At 42.4% G+C, this 21,875-nt stretch carries 18 protein-coding genes; 2 read left to right on the plus strand and 16 right to left on the minus strand.

The window, feature by feature from the left end:
• From ACVRYP_RS02570 to ACVRYP_RS02625, 12 genes are all read right to left on the minus strand, one after another.
• Positions 1-1,878: an ABC-F family ATP-binding cassette domain-containing protein gene (locus tag ACVRYP_RS02570; protein ID WP_447467211.1), complete on the minus strand. Its 1,878-nt coding sequence runs from the start codon at positions 1,876-1,878 to the stop codon at positions 1-3.
• On the minus strand, positions 1,871-3,082 hold the full coding sequence (locus tag ACVRYP_RS02575; protein WP_447467212.1) for a CCA tRNA nucleotidyltransferase: 1,212 nt from the start codon (positions 3,080-3,082) through the stop codon (positions 1,871-1,873). Before ACVRYP_RS02575 ends, ACVRYP_RS02570 begins: the two co-directional genes overlap by 8 nt.
• On the minus strand, positions 3,079-3,846 hold the full coding sequence (gene dapB, locus ACVRYP_RS02580; protein WP_447467213.1) for a 4-hydroxy-tetrahydrodipicolinate reductase: 768 nt from the start codon (positions 3,844-3,846) through the stop codon (positions 3,079-3,081). The genes ACVRYP_RS02575 and dapB overlap by 4 nt, the downstream gene beginning before the upstream one ends.
• 46 nt (positions 3,847-3,892) lie before the next feature.
• The gene (fakB, locus tag ACVRYP_RS02585; RefSeq protein WP_447467214.1) at positions 3,893-4,741 is read right to left on the minus strand and encodes a fatty acid kinase binding subunit FakB; all 849 of its coding nucleotides are present in this window, start codon (positions 4,739-4,741) and stop codon (positions 3,893-3,895) included.
• Positions 4,742-4,749: 8 nt separating this feature from the next.
• Complete coding sequence (locus ACVRYP_RS02590) at positions 4,750-5,124, minus strand: DUF1149 family protein (RefSeq protein WP_447467215.1); 375 nt, start codon at positions 5,122-5,124, stop codon at positions 4,750-4,752.
• Positions 5,125-5,255: 131 nt separating this feature from the next.
• The gene (locus tag ACVRYP_RS02595; RefSeq protein ID WP_447467216.1) at positions 5,256-7,199 is read right to left on the minus strand and encodes a PTS fructose transporter subunit IIABC; all 1,944 of its coding nucleotides are present in this window, start codon (positions 7,197-7,199) and stop codon (positions 5,256-5,258) included.
• Positions 7,196-8,107, minus strand: coding sequence for a 1-phosphofructokinase (gene pfkB / locus ACVRYP_RS02600; protein ID WP_447467217.1), 912 nt, complete (start codon positions 8,105-8,107; stop codon positions 7,196-7,198). The genes ACVRYP_RS02595 and pfkB overlap by 4 nt, the downstream gene beginning before the upstream one ends.
• Positions 8,104-8,907, minus strand: coding sequence for a DeoR/GlpR family DNA-binding transcription regulator (locus ACVRYP_RS02605; protein WP_447467218.1), 804 nt, complete (start codon positions 8,905-8,907; stop codon positions 8,104-8,106). The genes pfkB and ACVRYP_RS02605 overlap by 4 nt, the downstream gene beginning before the upstream one ends.
• Before the next feature lie 101 nt (positions 8,908-9,008).
• On the minus strand, positions 9,009-9,785 hold the full coding sequence (locus ACVRYP_RS02610) for an SDR family oxidoreductase (RefSeq protein WP_447467219.1): 777 nt from the start codon (positions 9,783-9,785) through the stop codon (positions 9,009-9,011).
• Between the two features lie 68 nt (positions 9,786-9,853).
• Positions 9,854-11,206, minus strand: a complete 1,353-nt coding sequence (locus ACVRYP_RS02615; protein ID WP_447467220.1) for an MATE family efflux transporter — start codon at positions 11,204-11,206, stop codon at positions 9,854-9,856.
• 258 nt (positions 11,207-11,464) lie between these two features.
• A complete protein-coding gene (dapA, locus tag ACVRYP_RS02620) occupies positions 11,465-12,346 on the minus strand; it encodes a 4-hydroxy-tetrahydrodipicolinate synthase (protein ID WP_447467221.1) in 882 nt (293 codons plus the stop codon).
• A gap of 30 nt (positions 12,347-12,376) precedes the next feature.
• A complete protein-coding gene (locus ACVRYP_RS02625; protein ID WP_447467222.1) occupies positions 12,377-13,453 on the minus strand; it encodes an aspartate-semialdehyde dehydrogenase in 1,077 nt (358 codons plus the stop codon).
• A 233-nt stretch (positions 13,454-13,686) separates the two neighbouring features.
• On the opposite strand from ACVRYP_RS02625, the gene ACVRYP_RS02630 reads away from it, so the two are divergent.
• Both ACVRYP_RS02630 and ACVRYP_RS02635 read left to right on the plus strand, forming a co-directional pair.
• Positions 13,687-16,329: a 5'-nucleotidase C-terminal domain-containing protein gene (locus ACVRYP_RS02630; RefSeq protein WP_447467223.1), complete on the plus strand. Its 2,643-nt coding sequence runs from the start codon at positions 13,687-13,689 to the stop codon at positions 16,327-16,329.
• 237 nt (positions 16,330-16,566) lie between these two features.
• Complete coding sequence (locus tag ACVRYP_RS02635; RefSeq protein ID WP_447467224.1) at positions 16,567-18,051, plus strand: DUF1846 domain-containing protein; 1,485 nt, start codon at positions 16,567-16,569, stop codon at positions 18,049-18,051.
• 118 nt (positions 18,052-18,169) lie between these two features.
• On the opposite strand, the gene ACVRYP_RS02640 is transcribed toward ACVRYP_RS02635, so the two are convergent.
• Genes ACVRYP_RS02640 through aroB form a run of 4 tightly spaced genes read right to left on the minus strand, consistent with a single transcriptional unit; the run spans position 18,170 to position 21,865 of the window.
• Positions 18,170-18,508 (minus strand): YlbF/YmcA family competence regulator, encoded by a 339-nt coding sequence (locus ACVRYP_RS02640; RefSeq protein ID WP_447467225.1) that lies wholly within the window; start codon positions 18,506-18,508, stop codon positions 18,170-18,172.
• Positions 18,509-18,528: 20 nt separating this feature from the next.
• Positions 18,529-19,632 (minus strand): prephenate dehydrogenase, encoded by a 1,104-nt coding sequence (locus ACVRYP_RS02645; protein ID WP_447467226.1) that lies wholly within the window; start codon positions 19,630-19,632, stop codon positions 18,529-18,531.
• Position 19,633: 1 nt separating this feature from the next.
• Positions 19,634-20,800: a chorismate synthase gene (aroC, locus tag ACVRYP_RS02650; protein WP_447467227.1), complete on the minus strand. Its 1,167-nt coding sequence runs from the start codon at positions 20,798-20,800 to the stop codon at positions 19,634-19,636.
• Complete coding sequence (aroB, locus tag ACVRYP_RS02655) at positions 20,801-21,865, minus strand: 3-dehydroquinate synthase (RefSeq protein WP_447467228.1); 1,065 nt, start codon at positions 21,863-21,865, stop codon at positions 20,801-20,803.
• Positions 21,866-21,875: the final 10 nt, after the last annotated feature.

Below are 21,875 nucleotides of genomic sequence, written 5' to 3' on the forward strand. Positions count from 1 at the left end.
TTATTGAAGGTCGCTCAAGTAGTCATAGCGTTCATACTTTTCTAAGAGTAAATCATTGGAAGTTTCAAGCTCACGCTGAAGCTCAGCTAATTTACCATAATCACTGGAATGTTCTAGCATCTTCGATTCTAGAGCTGATATGGATTCCTCTAACGTTTCTATTTCAGCTTCGATGCCTTCCCATTCCTGTCTTTCTTGATAGGTCATTCGCCTAGCACGTTCAGGTTTAACTTTTGTTCCTACTGTGGTCTCTTTAAGAACGGACTTCTCTCTTTCCTGTGCTTGATCCGCTAAAAACTTTTTCTCGTCTAAATAGTCCGTATAATTCCCATAAAAAGTCACAATGCCATCAGCTTCAAAGGAAAGAATCTTGTTGGCGACTTTATCCAAAAAATAGCGGTCATGACTAACGGTAATAACTGGACCAGAAAATTGTTCCAGAAATTGTTCAAGAACCGTTAAGGTGGCAATGTCTAAATCATTAGTGGGTTCATCCAATAAGAGCACATTAGGCTGTTGCAATAAAATTTTAAGCAAGAACAGGCGCTTTTGCTCGCCACCGGATAATTTTTCAATTAAGGTACCATGGGTATTCCTTGGAAATAAAAACTGCTCTAGAAGTTCTGCAATAGAAATCTGACCAGAATTCGTTTGGGCTTCTTCAGCTACTTCCTGCAAGTAATTAATAACTCGTTTGCTGGTATCAAGACCAGTGATTTGTTGCGAAAAATAGCCAATTTTAACCGTCGCTCCCCTCTCAACAACCCCTGAGTCAGGATTAAGCTGACCAGCAATGAGGTTGAGTAAAGTTGATTTGCCTCGCCCGTTTTCTCCTACAATACCAATACGATCTCTATTTTGAATAAGGAGATTAAAGTGACTAAGAATTGGTAAATTAGGATAGGAAAAACTCACGTCATCAAATTTGACGACTTTTTTTCCAATACGGCTGGTCTGAAAGTTGATATCAAGCTCTGCAGACTCTGAAAAGTTCGAAAGTTCCCCTTTTAAATCGTGAAAGCGATTGATCCTTGCTTGCTGTTTTGTCGCACGCGCCTGTGGTTGGCGGCGCATCCACTCTAATTCTTGTTTGTAAAGTTGACTTTGCTTATGACGAAGGGCAGCATCTCGTTGATCTTGCTCTGCTTTAAGTCGAACATAATCCTGATAATTTCCTTGATATTCGACTAGCTTCGCCTTATCAAGCTCAAAGATTCTCGTTGCCAAATGATCTAAGAAATAACGGTCATGAGTGATAAACAGTACCGTTCGTTTTTCTGTTTTGAGAAAATTGGTCAACCACTCGATGGTTTCAATATCCAAATGGTTTGTGGGCTCATCGAGCAAAAGCAACTCTTCTCGTCCCAGTAGAACTTGTGCTAACTGAACCCGACGTCGTAAGCCTCCTGATAAATCACCAACCAAGCGATGCAGGTCTGTTAATCCGAGTTTATGCAGAACTGTTTTTACTTGACTCTCAATTTCCCAAGCATTGCTAGCGTCCATCTGAGTCATTAGATGATTCAGTTCATCCTGCTGGCTGTCATCGTAGTTTTCTAGTAATTGCTCATATCGCTTGATCAAACGCATTTCAGGAAGGTTATCGGATAAAACGGTATCTAAAATAGTTTTTGTGTCATCAAAAATTGGATTTTGAGTTAAATAAGCTATTTTATAATCATTTTTCCTAGAAAATGGACTCGTATCGCCATCAAATCCAAGTCGACCAGAAATAACATCTAAAAGGGTCGTTTTTCCAGTTCCGTTAACACCAATAATTCCGATTCGGTCTTCAGGGTGAATAATAAATGAGATATTCTCAAAAACTGTTTTATCTCCTACAGATTTTGTCAGTTTTTCTGCGATAAAATCACTCATCACATTCTCCTTCTCTAATCACTCGAAAAATAGCGTCCTTGTCATTTGCTATTTTTCCATCTACAATTGCCGCTTCAATCTTTTCAAGCAGTTGACCGATTTCCGGTCCAGGTTTCATACCAAGCTCGGTCATTAATGTCCTTCCAGAGACAACCATATCTTTTTTACTATGAATAACCAGAGATTTATCCAGCTGATCGATGCGTTTAAAATCACTATCTAATCCTTTTGCCTTGCGAAGTTCTTCAGTAATTCTCAAAAAGGATGCCCCATAGCGGTAACAATCTTGCTTGGTTAGGCAACCTTTCTCCCTTAAATTCAGGATTTGAACTAATTTCTCAACATCTTTTTGAAATTGACCAGAGGTTTTCCAACCTTTTAAAAAACTTTTCACATTAGGAATTGCTAAATGATGTAAAAATGCAGCCCAGGCCTGTTCTGATTGCAAAAACTGATAATCCTTAGCCAAACTATGACAGAAAGAATAAATTTCCTCCTCTAGTCCTTTTAGACCTGGTAAGTAGTTATGAGCTCCGCTATCAACCAAGAGGTTTAACCCCTTCTGCCAAGAAGGGCCCGTGAGAAGCTTATCAAACTCAACAAAAGAGCGTTCGACAGATATTTTTTCCAGTAGATGGGCATGGTCTCTCATGGCTTTAAAGGTTTGCAAATCTATCTCAAAATTAAGATTAGCCACAAAGCGGAAGCCCCTCATGATACGCAGGGCATCCTCTTTAAAGCGTTCGCTAGGATTCCCAACAGCTCTGAGTTGTCTCCTAGCTAGATCCTCCAGTCCTCCAAAAAGATCTATCACCTGTGCTTGGTCATCAAGAGCAAAAGCGTTTACCGTGAAATCGCGACGTTTTAAGTCTTCTTCCAGCGAGCGCACGAAATGAACGGCTGACGGTCTACGGTAATCGACATAAACCTCTTCCGTCCTAAAGGTCGTAATTTCGTATTCATGACCACCTTCTAGTACCAAAACTGTTCCATGCTCAATCCCCACATCTATCGTTTTTGGAAAGATTGACTTGGTTTCTTCTGGATAGCTTGAGGTTGCAATATCAATATCATGAATAGGCCGGCCGAGAATCGCGTCGCGCACCGATCCGCCAACAAAATACGCTTCAAATCCTGCAGCTTTTATTTTTTCTAAAATGGGCAATGCCTCCTGAAATTCAGAAGGCAAGTTGCTTAATTTCATAATAACTGTTCCAATCCATAAACCAATTGCTGACGCTTAACAACTTCTTTAATTCCAAGATTGACCCCACTCATAAAGGATATGCGGTCATAAGAATCATGACGAAGTGTGAGACCTTCACCTTGAGCGCCAAAAATAACTTCCTGATGAGCAACCAAGCCTGGTAAGCGAACCGAATGAATGCGCATGCCATCAACTTCAGCTCCACGTGCACCAGCTAATAATTCTTCTTCATCAGCTGCTCCTTGTTTTAGACTTTGCCGAGTTTCCGAAATTAATTCAGCCGTTTTAATGGCTGTTCCACTAGGAGCATCTTTTTTATTGTCATGGTGCAATTCAATGATTTCCACATTTGGAAGGTATTTGGCTGCTTGAGCTGCGAATTGCATGAGCAAAATGGCTCCGATAGCAAAGTTTGGAGCAATTAAACCGCCCAATCCCTTGCTGGCCGATAAGGTTTTAAGGTCATCAATTTGCTCAGGCGTGAACCCCGTTGTCCCAACAACAGGTGCAAAGCCACTTTCCAAGGCAAATTTAGTATTCTCATAAGCCACCGCTGGGGTCGTAAAATCGACCCAGACATCCGCTTCCAGAGAACTTAACTCAGATTTATCAGTAAAAACTGGAACACCAGCCACATTTTTCTCTGTTGCAAAGGGATCAACTAAGCCCACCAACTCTAAGGCTTCATCTTCTAAAACCATTTTATGGGCTGCTTGTCCCATTTTTCCCTTAAATCCTGCAATAATGACTTTGATGGACATGACATTCCTCTCTTTCCGTTCTGTACTCTGGTCTGATACCATCTTTCTATGCAACTTTAGGTGAAATCCCAAAGGCTATAGCGCCTTCACCGAGATGTGTCCCAATGACCGCTCCAAATGGTGCAATGGCCAAATCACTGCCAAGGCCGTTTTCAACTAAAAGGGTTTTAAAGCTTTCAGCTTTTTCAGGGCAATTAGCATGGATAATGACAACATGGTAATTATTATCAGCTGTCTTCTCATCTAGTATTTCAATTAAGCGCTTAATAGCTTTCTTTTCAGTTCTAACTTTCTCATAAACTTCAATCGATCCCTCGTTAAAATAAAGAATTGGCTTAATCTTAAGGAGATTTCCCAACAGGGCTGAACCATTTGACAACCGTCCACCTTTAACCAGGTGGTTCAGATCATCAACCATGATAAAGGCATGTGTTTTTTCGATCAATGGTTCAAGTTTGACCATAATATCGTCAAAAGAAAGACCAGCCTTGCTCTGAGACAGAACTTGACCAACCATCATCCCAAGAGGAGCTGACGTGATTTTTGTATCTGGAAAGGCAACCGTCATCTCAGGATACTCATCTGGTAAAAACTGAATATTTTGCCAAAAGCCAGAGATACCACTCGATAAGAATAGTCCAAGAACATGGGAATACCCTTTTTGAGACAATTCTTTTAGCAATTGGTCCAGTTCAGCAATACTTGGTTGACTGGTTTTGGGTAAATCTTCAGACTGGGCCATTTTTTGATAAAATTCCGAGACGGTTAGATTCTCTCCCTCAATATAAGACTTTCCGTCAATAGCAACTGGAATCTTTAATACATAAACGTCTTCGTCTTGTATAACCTCATTAGACATATGTGCTGAATTATCCGTTACAATAGCTAATTTCATAAAATAACCTAAAATTCTAATTTAATTCCTGGGGCATCAAAGGCAATCTCAGTAACCTCGTAGGTTAGTCGTCTAAGCATATCTAAAATGGGTGCTGAGATTTCCTGGATTTCTTCTTGACTATAATCACCAGGCTGATCAACAACACGTCCCACCACTTCGTTTTCTTGAGAAATCCCTCCAGAAACCACAAAATCCTTAAAGACAACCATAAAACGAACTACGGCAACTAAGTGCGTTGAATTGGCTTCATGGTCTTGTTTGACTAGATGGAAATTCACTTCAACTTTTGTCTTTGGGACACCATTTTTCTTTTCCCATTCTGCATTTCGAGCATCAAAATGGTACTGATTAACAATTTCTTGCTTACGATTGATTTGCATATTCTACCTCTTAGCTTTTACATTCTCTTCATTATAACATATTTTGAGCTGATTCCTACAGGAAAGATCAGAAAAACCTTGCTGCGTGATCAGCAAGGTTTGAACTAATTCATTGGTATGAAAGCCTTAGCTTACTTCGCTTTACGAAGGTAACCAAAGAGGAAACCTGATACTAAAGCACCAATTAAAACATACAGGATGTAAAGAATTGGATTACTTGTTAAGGCGATAACGAAAATACCACCGTGTGGCGCCATCAATTTGATGCCAGATAAACCAACCAAGCCACCTGCAAGGGCGGAGCCAACAATGAAGCTTGGGATAGCACGAGCTGGATCAGCTGCACCAAATGGGATAGCTCCTTCTGTAATGAATGACAAGCCCATAATGATGTTCGTCAATCCAGAGTCACGTTCTTCCTTAGTGAATTTATCTTTAAAGAGAAGGGTTGCAATAAAGACAGCAAGCGGTGGAACCATACCACCAGCCATAACAGCAGCCATCACGACTGAACCACCTGACGCAACAGTCGCTGCTAATGTTCCAGTACCAAAGACATAAGCTGCTTTGTTAACTGGACCACCCATATCAACAGCCATCATACCTCCGACAAGGAGACCGAGAAGAACAGCTGAGCTACCAGATAGGCTTGTCAAGAAGTTATTGAGAGCCGTATTGATCGCGGCCATGGGAATGTTAACAAGGAACATAAGGAATCCTGTTGCGAATACACCAAGGAGTGGTAAGATCAGAATGGACTTAGCGCCTTCAAGGGAACGTGGGACGTTCACATATTTTTTAATGACTAGAACAACATAACCTGCTAGGAAACCACCAACCAAGGCTCCAAGGAAACCTGATGGTACAGCAGCAGGAATCTCTGATGCGGCACCAGCATAAGGGATTTTACCAAAGGCAAGACCACTTGATGCGATAGCTCCAGCAACAAAACCTGATACTAGACCTGGTTTTTCAGCAATGGAGTAGGCAATATAACCAGCTAGAACTGGTAACATAAAGCCAAAGGCTGCACCACCAACGCTATTAAACATAGCTGCCAACTGATTATAAGAACCAAGACTGCCAAGGTTAGCTTCAGGCACTCCCATAAGGTTATCAATCAAGAAGGCAATGGCGATCATAATACCACCACCGATAACAAATGGAAGCATTTGAGAAACACCACTCATCAAGTGCTTGTAAATTTGACCACCGAAGGATGTCTTCTCTTCGCTTTCGACTGCTTTACTACCAGCTGCAGCCTTATAGATCGGCGCATCACCAGACAAAGCTAGATTGATCAATTCTTCTGTTTTACGGATACCGTCAGCTACTGGACGATTAACAAGAGGTTTGCCGTCAAAACGATCCATCTCTACAGCCTTATCCGCTGCCACGATAACCGCTTTAGCTTTTGCAATATCTGCTGCAGTTAAGGCATTGCCAACACCGGAAGCTCCATTAGTTTCGACTTTAATGTCGACACCCATTGCAGCAGCTTGTTTTTTAAGAGCTTCTTCAGCCATGAAGGTATGGGCAATACCTGTTGTGCAAGCTGTGACTGCTACGATAAACTCCTCTGAGTTAGAAACAACGGGTGCAACAGGGGTTTCAACAACTTCTTCTGCCTCAGGAGCAAATAAATTTAGAACTTCATCTGCTGTTGACGCTGAACGTAATTTAGCAGCAAAGCCATCTTTCATCAAGTACTGTGATAATTGTGCAAGAGCAGCCAAATGCGTGTCATTTGCGCCTTCTGGAGCAGCAATCATAAAGAAGAGGTCCGTCGGTTGCCCATCAAGACTGGCATAATCGACTCCCGCTGCTGATTTAGCAAAGAGAACAGTCGCTTCCTTGACAGCCGCATTTTTACTGTGTGGCATAGCAATCCCGTCACCAAGTCCAGTAGACGTTTGGGCTTCACGCGCCATGATGCCAGCTTTGAAGGCATCAAAGTCGGTTACGACCCCAGTTTCTACTAATTTAGCAATCATTTCATCAATAACTGCTTCTTTTTCGGTTGCTTGTAAATCAAGCAACATCACATCTTTACGTAATACATCTTGGATGTTCATCGTTTTTCTACCTCAACTTTTTGATATGTTTCCTTAATAAATGTAGCCGACGCTAGATCGTCTGAGAAAGTGGTTGCTGTGCCACAGGCAACGCCCCACTTGAAGGCTTCAAGAACGTCACCAGTTTCAACCAGTTTCCCAGTGAAACCGGCCACCATAGAATCTCCCGCTCCCACAGAATTTTTGACTTCTCCTTTGATCGGTTTAGCAAAGTAAGAAGCTTCTTGTGTCACTAAGAGCGCCCCGTCCCCAGCCATGGAGATAATAACATGCTGGGCGCCTTTTTCAAGAACTTTTCTGGCGTAGATCTCAATGTCATCGAGACTGTTTAGCTCTACACCAAAAATATCTCCTAATTCATGGTTGTTTGGTTTTACAAGCAAGGGCGAGAAGGTTAACGAATCCAGCAAGGTTTGCCCTTCAAAATCACAGACCACTTGAGCTCCAGTTGACCTTGTTTTAGCGATTAAGTCCTTATACACTCCATTGCCAAGATTTGCGGGTGCCGATCCAGCAAAAACCACAACATCTGCTGATGATAATTGGACAAGGATAGCTTCGAGCTCTTTTAAATTATCATCAGAAATGAAAGGGCCTGTTCCGTTAATCTCTGTTTCTTGGTCGGCCTTAATTTTAACGTTAATCCGTGTATCTTCCTCGACATGGACAAACTTTGTCTCGATAGCCTCAGACTGAAGCACCTTTTCAATAAAATCGCCAGTAAATCCACCAACATAACCAGTAGCTGTGGTAGGAATTCCAAGACGTTGTAAAACGCGACTCACATTAATGCCTTTACCACCGGCATATTTATCATCACTAGTCATCCGATTGACCGCCCCTGTCTCGACATGATCAAGACGGACAATAAAGTCAATCGAAGGATTTAGCGTGACTGTATAAATCATACTTCTATCACCCTCGTTTTCTTTTTGATTTCTTGGAGAATTGTTTTTTCTGTCCGATTCGTTAACAGCGTCACTTGGTTTAAACTGGCAACTTTAACAAATGAAAATTGGCCCAGTTTAGACTCATCTGCTAACACAAAGGTATCCTTAGCATTAGCAATAATGGCCTTTTTGATGGTCGCTTCATCAGGATCTGGCGTTGTAAGGTACTCCTTGTCCACACCATTCATGCCTATAAAGGCTTTATCAAAGTTAAGACTTTGAATTTGCTCTAGAGCAAAGCCTCCAATACTAGCATCTGTACGTTCCTTAACAAGACCACCAATAATAATGGTTTTTATGCCTTGTTCGACAAACGTCGCTGCATGATGGATAGAATTGGTCACCACCGTTAAATTGGCAACTGGTTCTTGACTGAGCGCTTTAACTAAAACACCTGTCGTCGTCCCAGCATCTATAAAGACAACATCGCCTTCATCGATCAAATTTAGAGCTTTTTGACAAATCAACATTTTTTCTTGAACGTTTTTGACAGATTTTTCAAGGTTACTTAATTCACTAGCTGAAGAAGACAGTGCTTCTGCACCGCCATGAATACGTCTGAGTTTTCGTTCTGCTTCAAGCTCATCAAGATCTCTTCTAACAGTTGATTCAGAAGAATTTAATAAGCCCACTAAATACTCCAAGGTAACGATTTTTTCAGCAGCGATAGCTTCCAAAATCAATTGCTTTCGTTCTGATTTAAGAATAACGGTTCCCTCCTGAAATCGATTACAGATTTCATTATACCATAAAATCATTCAAAGTCAACCAAATTCTATCATTTTATTTCAATTTCTATCAAAACTAGATAAAAAAGAATCAGATGGAAATCGAACACCCATCCAATTCTTTCTGTTGCTTACGATAAAGAATCATCATTCCACAAGGTTCTGTTTATAGGCTGTGGCCCAAATGTTTGAGAAACTGGAACAATTTCGATTCGACTAATATTGACATGTGCAGGTTGTTCTAAAGTCCAAAGAACTGTGTTTGCGATATCCTCAGGTTGGATACTGCCTGCCCCATCATATAATTTAGTTGCTCGCTCGTCATCCCCCTTAAAACGGACGTTGGAAAATTCTGTTCCACCACAAAGGCCAGGCTCGATATTGGTAACCCGGATACGCGTTCCAGCTAAATCTGCCCGTAAATTTTGACTAAATTGTTTGACATAAGCTTTAGACGCTCCATAGACATTCCCTCCTGGATAGGGAACTGTTCCTGCTGTAGACCCTATATTGATAACATGACCCTGATTTCGAGAGACCATGGTAGGCAAAATCTGTCTAGTCACATAGGTCAACCCTATAATGTTGGTATTTATCATTGTCTGCCAATCCTCAAAGCTCGCTTCAAAGGCTGGATCAAGGCCTAGTGCTAGGCCAGCATTATTGATAAGGATATCAATTTCTTGCCATCCAACTGGTAGACTAGCTAAGGATTTGTCAACCTGTTCTGGCTGAGAGACGTCCATCTGTAAGGGGTAAAACTGCTCTCCCAGTTCCTCTTGAATGCGTTGCAATTTTTCATACCGTCTTGCAGCTCCAATGACCTTGTATCCTTTTTCGACTAGGGTTTGACAAATGATTTGCCCAAAACCTGCAGAAGCCCCTGTAACCAAAATAATTTGTGACATCAAAATCCTCCTTATTATTTTTTCAACTCATTTTAAATCACTATCTTTTATAGTTTGAAACCAATTATTTATCTGTTTATTGCCTCAAGTTTTCTTTGAATAATGGTTAAACGCTTAGAAAGCAATAATCCACTTGAAAATATCCCTAGAATCAGACCAATCCAATAACTGTAAGGACCTAAAGAGGTTAACCACTCAAGTAAAAAAGCACTTGGTAAGGAAATCCCCCAGTAAGCAATAACTCCCAATAAAAAGGGCAGTCGAGTATCCTTGTAGCCCCTTAAAATCCCTTGTATAGGAGCTGTGAAGGCATCTGCTAACTGGAAGAATAAACTATAAGTTAAAAATGTTCCTGTCCGTTCAATGAATGACGGGTCTGTCCCATACAATGCAGCAACCTTATAGCGGAATAAAAATAGAAAAACTAATGTGATTGAAACAAAACCGAAAGCTGATAGACGACCAATCTTAGCATAACTTTTAGCTTCATCATAGCGTCCAGCACCGACCTCATAGGATACAGCAATCGGTAGTGCGGTTGCAATAGAAACAGGAAAGGCATACATCAAACTGGCAAAATTCATAGCAGCTTGGTGAGAGGCTATCAAAGCTGTCGAATACTTGGCCATCAGAAGCCCTACTACCGCAAAGATAGCTACCTCAGCAAAAATAGCTCCTCCTATAGGTAAACCGAGTCGAAATCCTGAGGATATATCCTTAACATCAATAGGCGACAACTCCCATAAACGATACTCCCTAACTTTGGGATGAAACATCAGGATAGCTATAACAAGCGTTAAAATAATCCAATAGGCTAAGGCTGTTCCTAATCCTGCTCCAGCACCACCCATCCCTGGTAATCCCATTTTCCCAAAAATGAGCAAGTAGTTAAAAAAAGAATTTAAAGGAACTAAGAGAAGCATCAAAACCATTGAAAGTCGCGTTAGTCCTAAAGCATCAAATAAACTACGACAAACGCTGAATAAAAATAGCGGAAAAATCCCTAGAGAAAGCCAAGACAGATAATTGCTAGCGACCTGATAAACCGACGCTTCTAAATTTAGAAGAACAAGGGCTTTATCAGCGCCAAGAATGACCAAAAACCAAAAAAATACTGATAACCCGATACTCATATAGATAAACTGATGAAATTCTCTGGTCACACTTGTTCTGTCCCCTCGCCCTAAATGTTGACCAACTATTGGCACTAAGGCAGAGACAATTCCGGTTAAAAATGTAAAAAATGGATTCCAAAGACTGGTCGCCATTGATACTCCAGCCAGATCCACCGTAGCATATCGACCTGTCATCATGGTATCAATAAAGGACGTCGAAAAATTGGCAAGCTGATAAATCAAGATAGGAACGAAAAGTAAACTAAATAAGCGTACCTTTTCTCCTGACGATTGAGTCTTATACATATCATCTCCTTGCTGATATTATACCATATTTGACAGACATTATTCCTAACACCCAGTCAAAAATATTCTTATAAATAAGTTCCCTTTGTAGATAAGCACAAACTTAAAATGACAAAAGGCATGGACAACTGTCCTGCCTTTATTACTTTTAGAAGTCTCAACTATCTCGAAATCTACCGTTTTTAGTTAGTTCTTTTTAACATAGGTAGTTAAAATCCAAAATAAAGAATTAAAACTTTTTAGTGAAATTATCAGAATCTATTGTTCAACGATTTCAATAATCTTTTTCGCTTCGTCATCTGTACAGGCGACCAAAGGCAAGCGCAAGGGACCAGCTTCAAAACCGCGATGATTGAGAACAGCCTTCACAGGTGCAGGGCTAGGAACAGAGAACAGAGCGGATACTTTTGGTACGAGCTGGCGCTGAATTTGAGCTGCTTTAGGCAAATCCTGATGACTGATAGCCTCAAACATTTCATAAAATTCATCCCCGTTGGTATGGGAAGCAACACTAACTAACCCATCTGCCCCCAATGCCATGGCATGAAAAGCTAAATTGTCTTCGCCTGAATAAACCAGAAAATCTTCAGGCTTGTTCTCAATCAGATAAGCCAAATTATCCAGATTTGTACAATCTTTAATGGCAATAATATTTGGTAAAGCTGCGAGACGTAGCGTTGTCTCAGGCTCCAGAGCAGTCACTACTCGACCAGGAACATTATAGAGCATGATCGGTAACTCACTCGCCTCAGCAATAGCCTTGAAATGTTGATATAATCCTTCTTGGCTTGGTTTATTGTAATAAGGCACAATCGCTAATCCTGCATCAAACCCACCGAAGGCAGCAACTTCCTTGGCAAACTCAACTGAATCTCGGGTATCATTGGTACCGATACCTGCAATTAAAGGAACGCGACCATCAACAATTTTTTGCACAGCGGCAAAGAGCTCTAACTCTTCATCGTGTGTTAATGTTGGGCTTTCTCCTGTCGTACCAGCCAGAAGTATCCCTTCTGTGTGGTGGTCTAGTAAATAATTGATCAGTTTTGGTAATGCTTCAAAATTAATGTCACCATTTTCCTTAAATGGAGTGACTAAGGCAGTGATAATATGCGCATTTTTTAATCTTTCTAAAGACATAAGTTCCCTCCTATTATTTGGGAATCTAAATTATTTCAAATCAAAAACAAGATTTTCAGTTGGTCGAACCAAACCACGGAGATGCAACTCCTCAGCAATTTGGACAGAGTTCCATGCAGCACCTTTCAGTAAGTTATCAGAAACCACCCACATGTGAATGCCTTTTTTAACATCCAAGTCTTTACGGATACGTCCGACAAAAGTATCTCGACTTCCAACAGCATTGACCGCTTGAGGGTATGTTTGTGTTGCGACATCATCTTCCAGAACAGCTCCCGGGAAGGCTGCAACGGCAGCTTTAACATCCTCAATTGGGGCTACTTCTTTTGTTTCGATGTAGACGGACTCAGAATGGCCAGACAAGACTGGAATACGCACACAGGTTGCTGAAACAGCAATACTGTCGTCTTCCATGATTTTCTTTGTTTCGTTGGTCATTTTCATCTCTTCATAGGTATAATCGTTATCTGTAAAAACATCGATTTGAGGAAGAGCGTTAAAAGCGATTGGATAATGTTTCTTATCGCCACCTGACGGTAAAATGTTAGCTGTAACATCCTTAGGTGCCACACCATCATTTAAGATTTGACGGTATTGGTTTTCCGTTTCATTGATAGCTGACTGTCCAGCACCAGAAACAGCTTGATAAGTCGAAACAATGATACGCTCAAGCCCCCACTGTTGACGAACTGGCTCTAAAGCCACCATCATCTGGATGGTCGAGCAGTTAGGGCAAGCTATGATGCCTTTATGGTTTTCCAGAGCATGCCCATTAACTTCAGGAACAACCAAAGGAACTTCCTTGTTCATGCGGAAATATGAGGTATTGTCGACAACTACTGCGCCAGCTTTAACGGCATAAGGAGCAAATTTTGCAGACGTTGAACCTCCTGCTGAAAAGAGGGCAATGTCAACACCTTCAAACGCATCTTCTGTTGTTTCTTCGATAACAATGTCTTGACCCTTGTAAACCAACGTTTTTCCAGCTGACCGAGCAGATGCTAGAAAGCGGACTTTTTCAATAGGTAGTGAAGACTCTTCCAACATCTGAATCATGCGTGTTCCAACAGCACCAGTCGCACCGACCAAAGCAACAGTGTATCCCATAGGTAATACCTCAACTTATTTCAAAATTATGTAATGGTCTCATTATACTCTATTTTAATGAATTTTTAAAGTATTCTGATAAAAATTATTTTAGCTTCTAAGATACCAAGGTTTCCATTCAAAAATCAATGACTAAAATTATCTACTAATTTTTCCTAACATTTACAGCGTTTTCATATAAAAATCATTCGACTTTTGTTATAATAAGAGTATCACATAAAAAAGGAGTTCTTATGAAAAAGAAACCGTTAATTGTCACTTCATCAATGATTTTACTTTCAACTGTCCTGCTTAGTCAAGGACAGAGATCCGTTGAAGCCACTGAGGTAACGGCACCTACAAACGAGACTGTCACAAGTCCTACTTCTCCTACAGTTGTTGACCAACCTTCTGACCAATCTGCAACTACAGACACACCAACTGTTGCGATTTCACAGGCGCCTGAAGCAGAACAATCAGACACTTCAGCTTCTCCAGCCAGTCAGGAAAAAGCGACTCCTTCTGACAACTTCCCTGCTAGCGAACCTCTTGCGCCCACTTCAGAATCTAGTACAGTTACATCTGAAGCTCCTATGGAGCAAACTGAATCTACATCAACCGTTATTCTACACACCAATGATATCCACGGTCGGATGTTAGAGGAGCGTGGCGTCATCGGTTTAGCTAAATTAGCTACTGTTGTTGAAGATGAAAGAGCAAAGGCTAATCAAACCACCTTGGTTCTTGACGCAGGCGATGCCTTCCAAGGACTTCCTATTTCCAATGCCAGTATGGGTGTTGAATTAGCCAAGGCCATGAACGCTATCGGATACGATGCGATGGTTGTGGGAAATCATGAATTTGATTTTAGCTTGGAACAGGCTCAAGCTTACAAAGAAATTCTTGAATTTCCACTACTTTCTGCTAATACCTATGTTGATAATGTGCGCTTGTTTGAAGCCTCTACGGTTATTGATAAGACCCCTGACACACCAGGTGATGAGTTTGTTGTTATTGGCGTGACGACTCCTGAAACGGAAACTAAGACTCATCCTAAAAATGTCACTAACGTTGTCTTTAAAGACCCTATTTCCGAAGTCAAACAAGCGATTGAGCAAGTCGAAGCCAACGGTCGAGCTGAAGGAAAGACCTACAACTATTATATTATCTTAGCTCATTTGGGAATAGACGATAGTACGCCGTCTGAATGGCGCGGAGACACTCTGGCTAAGGCCTTGTCCGAATACGAACCCTTAGCAGGTAAGACTGTTATTGTCATTGATGGTCACTCTCACACGGTAAACACTGCCTCCTTTGGCTCCAACGTGACCTACAGCCAAACTGGAAGCTACCTCAATAATATTGGTAAGATTACCCTTAGCAACAACACGGTAACACCTGAAATTATTAAGGCTACCGATACCGCTTCACTTGTTCCTAATGAAAAAATTGCTGCCATTGTCGCTGAAGCCAAAGCCAAGTTTGATGCTGAAAATGCCAAGGTCGTTGTTGAAAACAATACGGTCGAACTTAATGGTGATCGCTCCAATGTCCGTGTTCGCGAAACGAACTCTGGTAATGCTATCACTGATGCTCTCTATGATTATGGACAAACAGGTTTTAGTCAACCAACTGATTTAGCTGTTACAAACGGTGGTGGTATTCGAGAAACAATTGCGGCTGGTCAGGCGATTACCAAAGGGGATATTATTGCGGTTCTGCCTTTTGGAAATATCATCTCCCAAATCGAAGTTAAGGGAAGCCAAATCCAGAAGATGTTCGAAAAATCCCTTAGCTCAGCCCTTCAGAAAAACGAAGATGGCTCTTACATCACAGACGAAAATGGTCAACCGCTCTTTAGTGCTGCTGGTTTCTACTTACAAGTGTCTGGTGCCAAAGTTTACTACAATCCCTTGGCTGAAGTTGGTAATCGCGTGCTTAAAATCGAAATCCTCAACAAGCAAACCAACGCTTATGATGCCTTAAATCCAGAAAAAACTTATTATTTAGCAACCAATGACTTTGTAGCTGCTGGTGGTGATGGTTACGATATGCTAGGCGGCGCCCGTCAGGAAGGGCCTTCCATGGATGAAGTCTTTGCAGAATTTCTAGCAAAAACTCCTGACCTTTCTAAATACACTGCTGTGAATAGCAATGAACGCGTTATTCCATTAACACCTGAAGCTGACAGTGATGGAGACGGCATCTCAAACCTTGACGAGCTCCAAAAAGGTACTGACCCATTTGTCAAAGATGATGTAGCTACTCCTAAACCGACACCTCAACCTGGTCAAAATCTCCCAAGCTATCGCCCAGGATATTATCCATCAGCAATGGACCACGCTGAGAAAGAAATCGTACTCAATGATCCTGCTTCAGGAATCAGAGTCGTTCTGGATAAACAAGAAACGGTTGCAGCTAAAGGCTTAACAGTTTCCCATATCGATCCGAATAGTGCTTCTGTTCCCGCTGTCTTGAGTGGTAAAGATTTCGACCTTTATGATATAGAAGTCGTGGATGCTAAACAACAGGATTTGGAGATTAGCAAGCCAGCCTTGGTCACTCTTCCAATCGATGCCGGTAAGACAGTCGAGGCTGTTCTCTACTTACCAAACGATGAGACGGCTGTACCGCTGGACTTTACTCAGACGATTGCCTATGACGCAAACGGTAATGCCTATGACGCAGTTGTTTTCCAAGCGCCGCATTTTAGCAAATACGCCGTTGTTTATGCAGCCTCTGCAGCTACTAGCAACACTGCTCGGTCAATGTCCGCAAACACAACACCGAAGAATGTTCTTCCTAAGACTGGCGATGCAGGCTCTATCTTATCAGTGCTCGGTCTCGGACTTTTCTCAGGCTTAAGCTTCTTTAAAGGCAAGAAGAAAGAGGACTAATGCTGCGCAAGAGATGACTTATCAAAAGCTCTTCTGCAACATCAATTGGTAATCCTAACAGTTTAAAAGCGGACTTTTCGTCTGCTTTTAATGCTGTCTCAGTGTGTCTTTAAATCATTTGTGTACTGAGATTCACTGACCTTGTTTTTGAACCTGATTCTTATAGGTTTTTGCTGGATTTTTTAGAGAAAAAGGAGTAAACTATTCTTTTATGAGTATGAGGAAAGGAAGGTCGATATGAAAAAAGGATTTGATAGCGAGAAATATCTCGAAGAGCAGAGTCAGTTTATCATGGAACGCGTTAACGCTCATGACAAGCTTTATCTTGAGTTTGGGGGCAAACTTATAGGGGATTTTCATGCCATGCGTGTATTACCGGGTTTTGACCCTGATGGCAAGGTTAAACTGCTCCACCGTCTGCGCGAACAGGCAGAGATTATTATCTGCATTTACGCTGGCGATTTAGAGTCCAACAAGGTTCGTGGCGATCTCGGTATCACCTATGACCGCGATCTGCTGCGGATGATCGATGACCTGCGCTACTGGGATTTGCAGATTAACAGCGTCTTAATCACGCGCTTTTCCGGACAACCCGCCGCTAGTCAGTTTAAAACTAAACTTGAACGCCACGGGATTAAGGTCTATACGCACGGTCATACTGAAGGCTATCCTTTTGATGTGGATACTATTGTTAGCGAAAATGGTTATGGTAAAAATGAATACATTGAAACAACAAAACCGCTGGTTATCGTGACGGCACCAGGTGCCAATAGCGGAAAACTGGCTACCTGTCTCAATCAGCTCTACCACGAAGTCCAGCGCGGTCGCAAGGCTGGCTATGCTAAATTTGAAACCTTTCCTGTCTGGGACCTTCCTCTCAAACACCCTGTCAACGTGGCCTACGAGTCTGCCACCGCTGACTTAGAAGATATTAATCTGGTTGATCCCTACCATTTAGAAAAATATGGTATCACAACCATTAACTACAACCGTGATATCGAGGCCTTCCCGCTGCTTCGTCGTATCTTGACTAAGATTAATGGCGCTGATATTCCTTATTACTCTCCGACAGATATGGGAGTCAATCGTGTTGGTTCTGCTATCATTGATGACGATGTTGTTCAAGAGGCCGCCAAGCAGGAAATTATTCGTCGTTATTATGCCCTTCAATGTGATTACAAAAAAGGTACAACTAGTTTAGAAGCTGCCCAACGTGGAAAACTCATTATGGATGAGATGGGCTTAACCCCAGAGGACAGACCCGTTGTTGCGGCTGCCATTAATCGAAGCTTGGAGATTAAAGCTCCAGTTGTTTCTATTCAACTTGAAGATGGTCGTCTAGTCACTGGGAAACGCAGTTCTACTATGACATCTGCCGCCGCCTGCCTCCTCAATGCTTTAAAAGAAATGGCCAATATCGGTGAAGATTTACACCTGATGCCCCCAGTCATTCTTGATACAATCAACAAGCTCAATCATGATAAATTGAAAAACACTAGCAAGATTCTAGATTGCAAAGAAGCCTTAATCGCTCTAAGTATTTCAGCTGTTACCAATCCTTCTGCCGAAGCGGCTCTTCTGCAGGTCGAAAAACTCCGTGACTTGCAAGCTCATAGCAGTGCTATCCTGTCAAAAGCAGATGAAGAAATCTTCCGTGACTTAGGCATTATGGCCACTAGCGAGCCCCAATTTGCCACTGAAAGCCTCTACTATGGTGTCTAGGCATTAAATTATCTGAAACCCTTTCCCGTAAAAGAGAATGAGGAATCACAAAAAGCCAAACCTGTATTCATCAGGTTTGGCTTTTTAACTGACATGTCATCAGTTTTTTAAAAGAAGGCTACATCAAATCCTGCAGCGGGCTAAAAATAATCCGCTCAATATCTGAAAGATATACGGAGAGCTGTTGCTGTTTGGTAAAGTAGTCTGCAACAACTGAATTGGCTTGCAATTTAGTGCTTATAGCCTGCATACGGTCTTGCAAGTCCTGATCTGGTGCCTGACCTGATTGCATAAGCATTTGAAGCTCGCTTTGAAAGGCTGTGTATTCCTTAAAGAGTTCACTAGCTGAGCTATCACCATCAATCTGATTCTTGGCTTCTACAACAGCCTGATATTCCGGCAATTGGCGAAACGCACGTTCTAGGCCGTTGGCCAAATCGTAAATATTTTCTGACATAGGTTTCTCCTTTTTAAGGTTTAATCAATAAACACTTGGTAATCTGTAGCGGCTTCGATAATCTCTTTTGAGCGAATCTGATCTGCCTGTGTTTTAAAAGTTATCTGCAAGATTCCGTGAATGTCTTCCCGGTTTTCTTCGTTAATTCGCAGGTTCATGAGTGATGTACCACGAAGTAATTCCATAATCTTCAGGATTTCATCTTCCTCATCAGGAATATTGACAGAAAGATCATAGAAACTATCGACGCCTCCACGTTTGTGGATTTCCATCTCTTTACGGATTTGACCGCCTTGATGGAAAAACTGCCACAACGCCTCTTGATCGTCTTGCTGAATCATGTCAGTTACCTGATCTAAACGACTCTTAAAGTCATCAATCCGTTCCAGAACAGCTTCTTTGTTGGTCATTAAAATACTTGTCCACATCCCAGGCTCTGATTCAGCTATTCGTGTCATATCTCTAAACCCACCTGCAGCTAAATGTTGGGTCATAGCATGTGTCTCGCGATGGTCTCCTGCCTGTAGCATGAGACTGGTTGCTAAGACATGTGGGAAATGGCTAACCTGACCGGTCACTTGGTCATGCTCCTCAGTATCCATCTCAATAAAGCGGACATGAAGACCAGATAAAAGGTCTTTTATTTCTAAGATGGTATCCTCTGTGGTCAATGCAGACGGTGTCAGGATATAATAAGCGTTTTCAAAGAGATTGACATCTGCAGCCTGAGCACCCGATTTATGACTACCAGCCATGGGGTGACTGCCGATAAAACGAATAGCTTTACCTGCAAGGACTTGCTCGGCTTTTTGGACAATAGCTAGCTTGGTCGAACCAGCATCTGTGACTAGGACATTAGGCTTGAGCGGTAAGCCTGCTAGCTGTTCAAGGAACTCAAGAGTCTGCTGAATGGGCACTGCCAAAATAATGACATCCGCCCTTGGAGCAAAGCTCGCAAAATCATCCGTCACAGCATCAACCATGCCTCGCTCCAGAGCGACACGACGAGAATCCGCTCCACGATTATAGCCCAAAACTGTGTAATCTGGGTGATCGCGTTTAATTCCAAGCGCTATGGAGCCACCAATCAAGCCCAATCCTGCAATGTATATGGTTTTAGTCATCTTAAAATTCTTTCACGTAAGCAGCATGGGCAGCAACGGCTGCTTTGAGTTCTTCTATATTGTCAGAAGAGAATTTATCCAGAACTTCTGTGGCAAGAACTGTTGCTACAACAGACTCCATGACAACTGCTGCTGCTGGCACTGCTGTTGGGTCAGAACGCTCCACTGTTGCCTTGTAGGGTTCATGGTTTGCAATATCTACGCTCATGAGGGGCTTGTAAAGAGTTGGAATAGGCTTCATGACCCCACGAATGACCAAGGGCTGACCATTGGTCATACCACCTTCAAAGCCACCAAGGTTGTTTGTTCTGCGAGTATAGCCGTCCTGCTCAGACCAGAGAATTTCATCCATAACCTGACTACCTTTAAGTTGGCCAGCTTTAAAGCCAACACCAAACTCAACACCCTTAAAAGCATTGATGGAGACAACGCCTTGAGCCAGCTTAGCATCCAACTTTTTATCCCATTGAACAAAGGAACCTAAACCGACAGGAATACCGCCGACCACACACTCGATGACGCCACCAATGGTGTCACCGTCCTTCTTAATTTGGTCAATATAGGCTTTGATTTCGTCTTCACGGTCTTGGTTAACAATGGAAACTTCTGACTGGGCAGCCAAGCTCTTGATTTGACCAACGGTCAACCCATCTGGCACATCGATTTCAATTCCGCCAAAGGTCACAATGTGACTAGCCACCTCAACACCGATTTCTTCCAAAAGGCGTTTGGCAACTGCACCAACTGCGACCCGCATGGTCGTTTCACGCGCGGATGACCGTTCCAAAGAATTACGTAAATCAGAAAAACGGTACTTCATCCCACCGACAAGATCAGCATGACCTGGCCGAGGCTTGGTAATTTTACGTTTACTCTTCAACTTATCTTCAATGTCAGCAACCGACATGATGTCAAGCCATTTCTCATGGTCCTTATTGGTCACATTAAGGGTGATGGGGCCTCCCATGGTCAACCCATGGCGGACACCTGAGGTGATCTCCACCTGATCGCTTTCAATCTTCATGCGACCACCACGCCCATAACCACCCTGGCGGCGTTTCAGTTCTACATTGATGTCCTCAGCCGTCAAGGGAAGACCTGCCGGAACGCCTTCAATAATAGCTGTTAAACGGGGACCGTGTGACTCCCCAGCAGTTAAATATCTCATCTATTTCTCCAAGTATTCTTTCATCTCGTCAAGACCAATAGGGTTAAGAGCTGCCTGCCCCAACTTTGGAACAATAACGGTTTTGATCTGGCTGCCCCGCGCCTTCTTGTCATGAATAAGAGCCTTGTAGAGAGCTTTTGCATCCCATGGCTCGTAGTCAATTGGGAGACCAAATTTTTGGCACATGTGAGCAATTTGCTCTGTTATCCCAGCTAGCATAAGCCCTTTTTTCTCGGCTACACGGGAGATTTGAACCATCCCTATGGCCACAGCTTCACCATGCATCACATTACCATAGCCGGCTGTCTGCTCAACAGCATGTCCAATGGTATGCCCAAAATTAAGGTAGAGCCGAACCCCATTATCCAATTCATCTTCAACAACATGTTGACGCTTGACCTGACACGAATGATAAACCAATTGTTCTGCATACTTTAAAATATCGTCAGCTCCCGACATACTTTCGAGCAATTGCCAGAGCTCGACATCGGCAATAAGACCATACTTAATCACCTCACCCATTCCCTCGATCAGTTCTCGACGCCCCAAGGTTCTTAAGACCTCTGGATCAATCAGGACACCATCTGGCTGGGCAAAGGTACCGACCATATTTTTGGCAAAAGGTGTGTTAACGCCTGTCTTACCACCAATCGACGAGTCCACTTGGGCAGTTAAACTGGTCGCAATCTGTAAGAAATGCACACCCCGCATGTAGGTAGACGCAACAAAGCCAGCTAAGTCACCGACGACACCGCCACCCAAGGCAATAATCCCATCTGACCGCGTCAATCCCGTTTTCACTAAGAACTCATACGCTTGATTGACAGTAGCCAAGTTTTTCTGGGCTTCACCTTCGGGAAAGTCAAAGACCGCTACTTCAAACCCCGCTGAGGCCAAGCTCTCTTGAACTTGGTTAGCATATAAGCCACCGACATGGTCGTCAGTGATGATAACTATTTTTTGCGGTTTCCACAGGCTAGAGACCCACTGGCCAACCTTAGCAAGGCTGCCGTTTTCGATTAAAATATCATAAGGATGATGCGGTAAATTAACAGATACTTTCATAAGAACTCCA

It is taken from the genome of Streptococcus rifensis, from assembly GCF_053203525.1.

What these genes read in the sequence shown, in the direction of transcription:
- ACVRYP_RS02570 (WP_447467211.1), bottom strand. Translation starts at nt 1,878, where the DNA reads ATGAGTGATTTTATCGCAGAAAAACTGACAAAATCTGTAGGAGATAAA.
- ACVRYP_RS02575 (WP_447467212.1), bottom strand. Translation starts at nt 3,082, where the DNA reads ATGAAATTAAGCAACTTGCCTTCTGAATTTCAGGAGGCATTGCCCATT.
- dapB (WP_447467213.1), bottom strand. Translation starts at nt 3,846, where the DNA reads ATGTCCATCAAAGTCATTATTGCAGGATTTAAGGGAAAAATGGGACAA.
- fakB (WP_447467214.1), bottom strand. Translation starts at nt 4,741, where the DNA reads ATGAAATTAGCTATTGTAACGGATAATTCAGCACATATGTCTAATGAG.
- ACVRYP_RS02590 (WP_447467215.1), bottom strand. Translation starts at nt 5,124, where the DNA reads ATGCAAATCAATCGTAAGCAAGAAATTGTTAATCAGTACCATTTTGAT.
- ACVRYP_RS02595 (WP_447467216.1), bottom strand. Translation starts at nt 7,199, where the DNA reads ATGAACATCCAAGATGTATTACGTAAAGATGTGATGTTGCTTGATTTA.
- pfkB (WP_447467217.1), bottom strand. Translation starts at nt 8,107, where the DNA reads ATGATTTATACAGTCACGCTAAATCCTTCGATTGACTTTATTGTCCGT.
- ACVRYP_RS02605 (WP_447467218.1), bottom strand. Translation starts at nt 8,907, where the DNA reads ATGATTTTATGGTATAATGAAATCTGTAATCGATTTCAGGAGGGAACC.
- ACVRYP_RS02610 (WP_447467219.1), bottom strand. Translation starts at nt 9,785, where the DNA reads ATGTCACAAATTATTTTGGTTACAGGGGCTTCTGCAGGTTTTGGGCAA.
- ACVRYP_RS02615 (WP_447467220.1), bottom strand. Translation starts at nt 11,206, where the DNA reads ATGTATAAGACTCAATCGTCAGGAGAAAAGGTACGCTTATTTAGTTTA.
- dapA (WP_447467221.1), bottom strand. Translation starts at nt 12,346, where the DNA reads ATGTCTTTAGAAAGATTAAAAAATGCGCATATTATCACTGCCTTAGTC.
- ACVRYP_RS02625 (WP_447467222.1), bottom strand. Translation starts at nt 13,453, where the DNA reads ATGGGATACACTGTTGCTTTGGTCGGTGCGACTGGTGCTGTTGGAACA.
- ACVRYP_RS02630 (WP_447467223.1), top strand. Translation starts at nt 13,687, where the DNA reads ATGAAAAAGAAACCGTTAATTGTCACTTCATCAATGATTTTACTTTCA.
- ACVRYP_RS02635 (WP_447467224.1), top strand. Translation starts at nt 16,567, where the DNA reads ATGAAAAAAGGATTTGATAGCGAGAAATATCTCGAAGAGCAGAGTCAG.
- ACVRYP_RS02640 (WP_447467225.1), bottom strand. Translation starts at nt 18,508, where the DNA reads ATGTCAGAAAATATTTACGATTTGGCCAACGGCCTAGAACGTGCGTTT.
- ACVRYP_RS02645 (WP_447467226.1), bottom strand. Translation starts at nt 19,632, where the DNA reads ATGACTAAAACCATATACATTGCAGGATTGGGCTTGATTGGTGGCTCC.
- aroC (WP_447467227.1), bottom strand. Translation starts at nt 20,800, where the DNA reads ATGAGATATTTAACTGCTGGGGAGTCACACGGTCCCCGTTTAACAGCT.
- aroB (WP_447467228.1), bottom strand. Translation starts at nt 21,865, where the DNA reads ATGAAAGTATCTGTTAATTTACCGCATCATCCTTATGATATTTTAATC.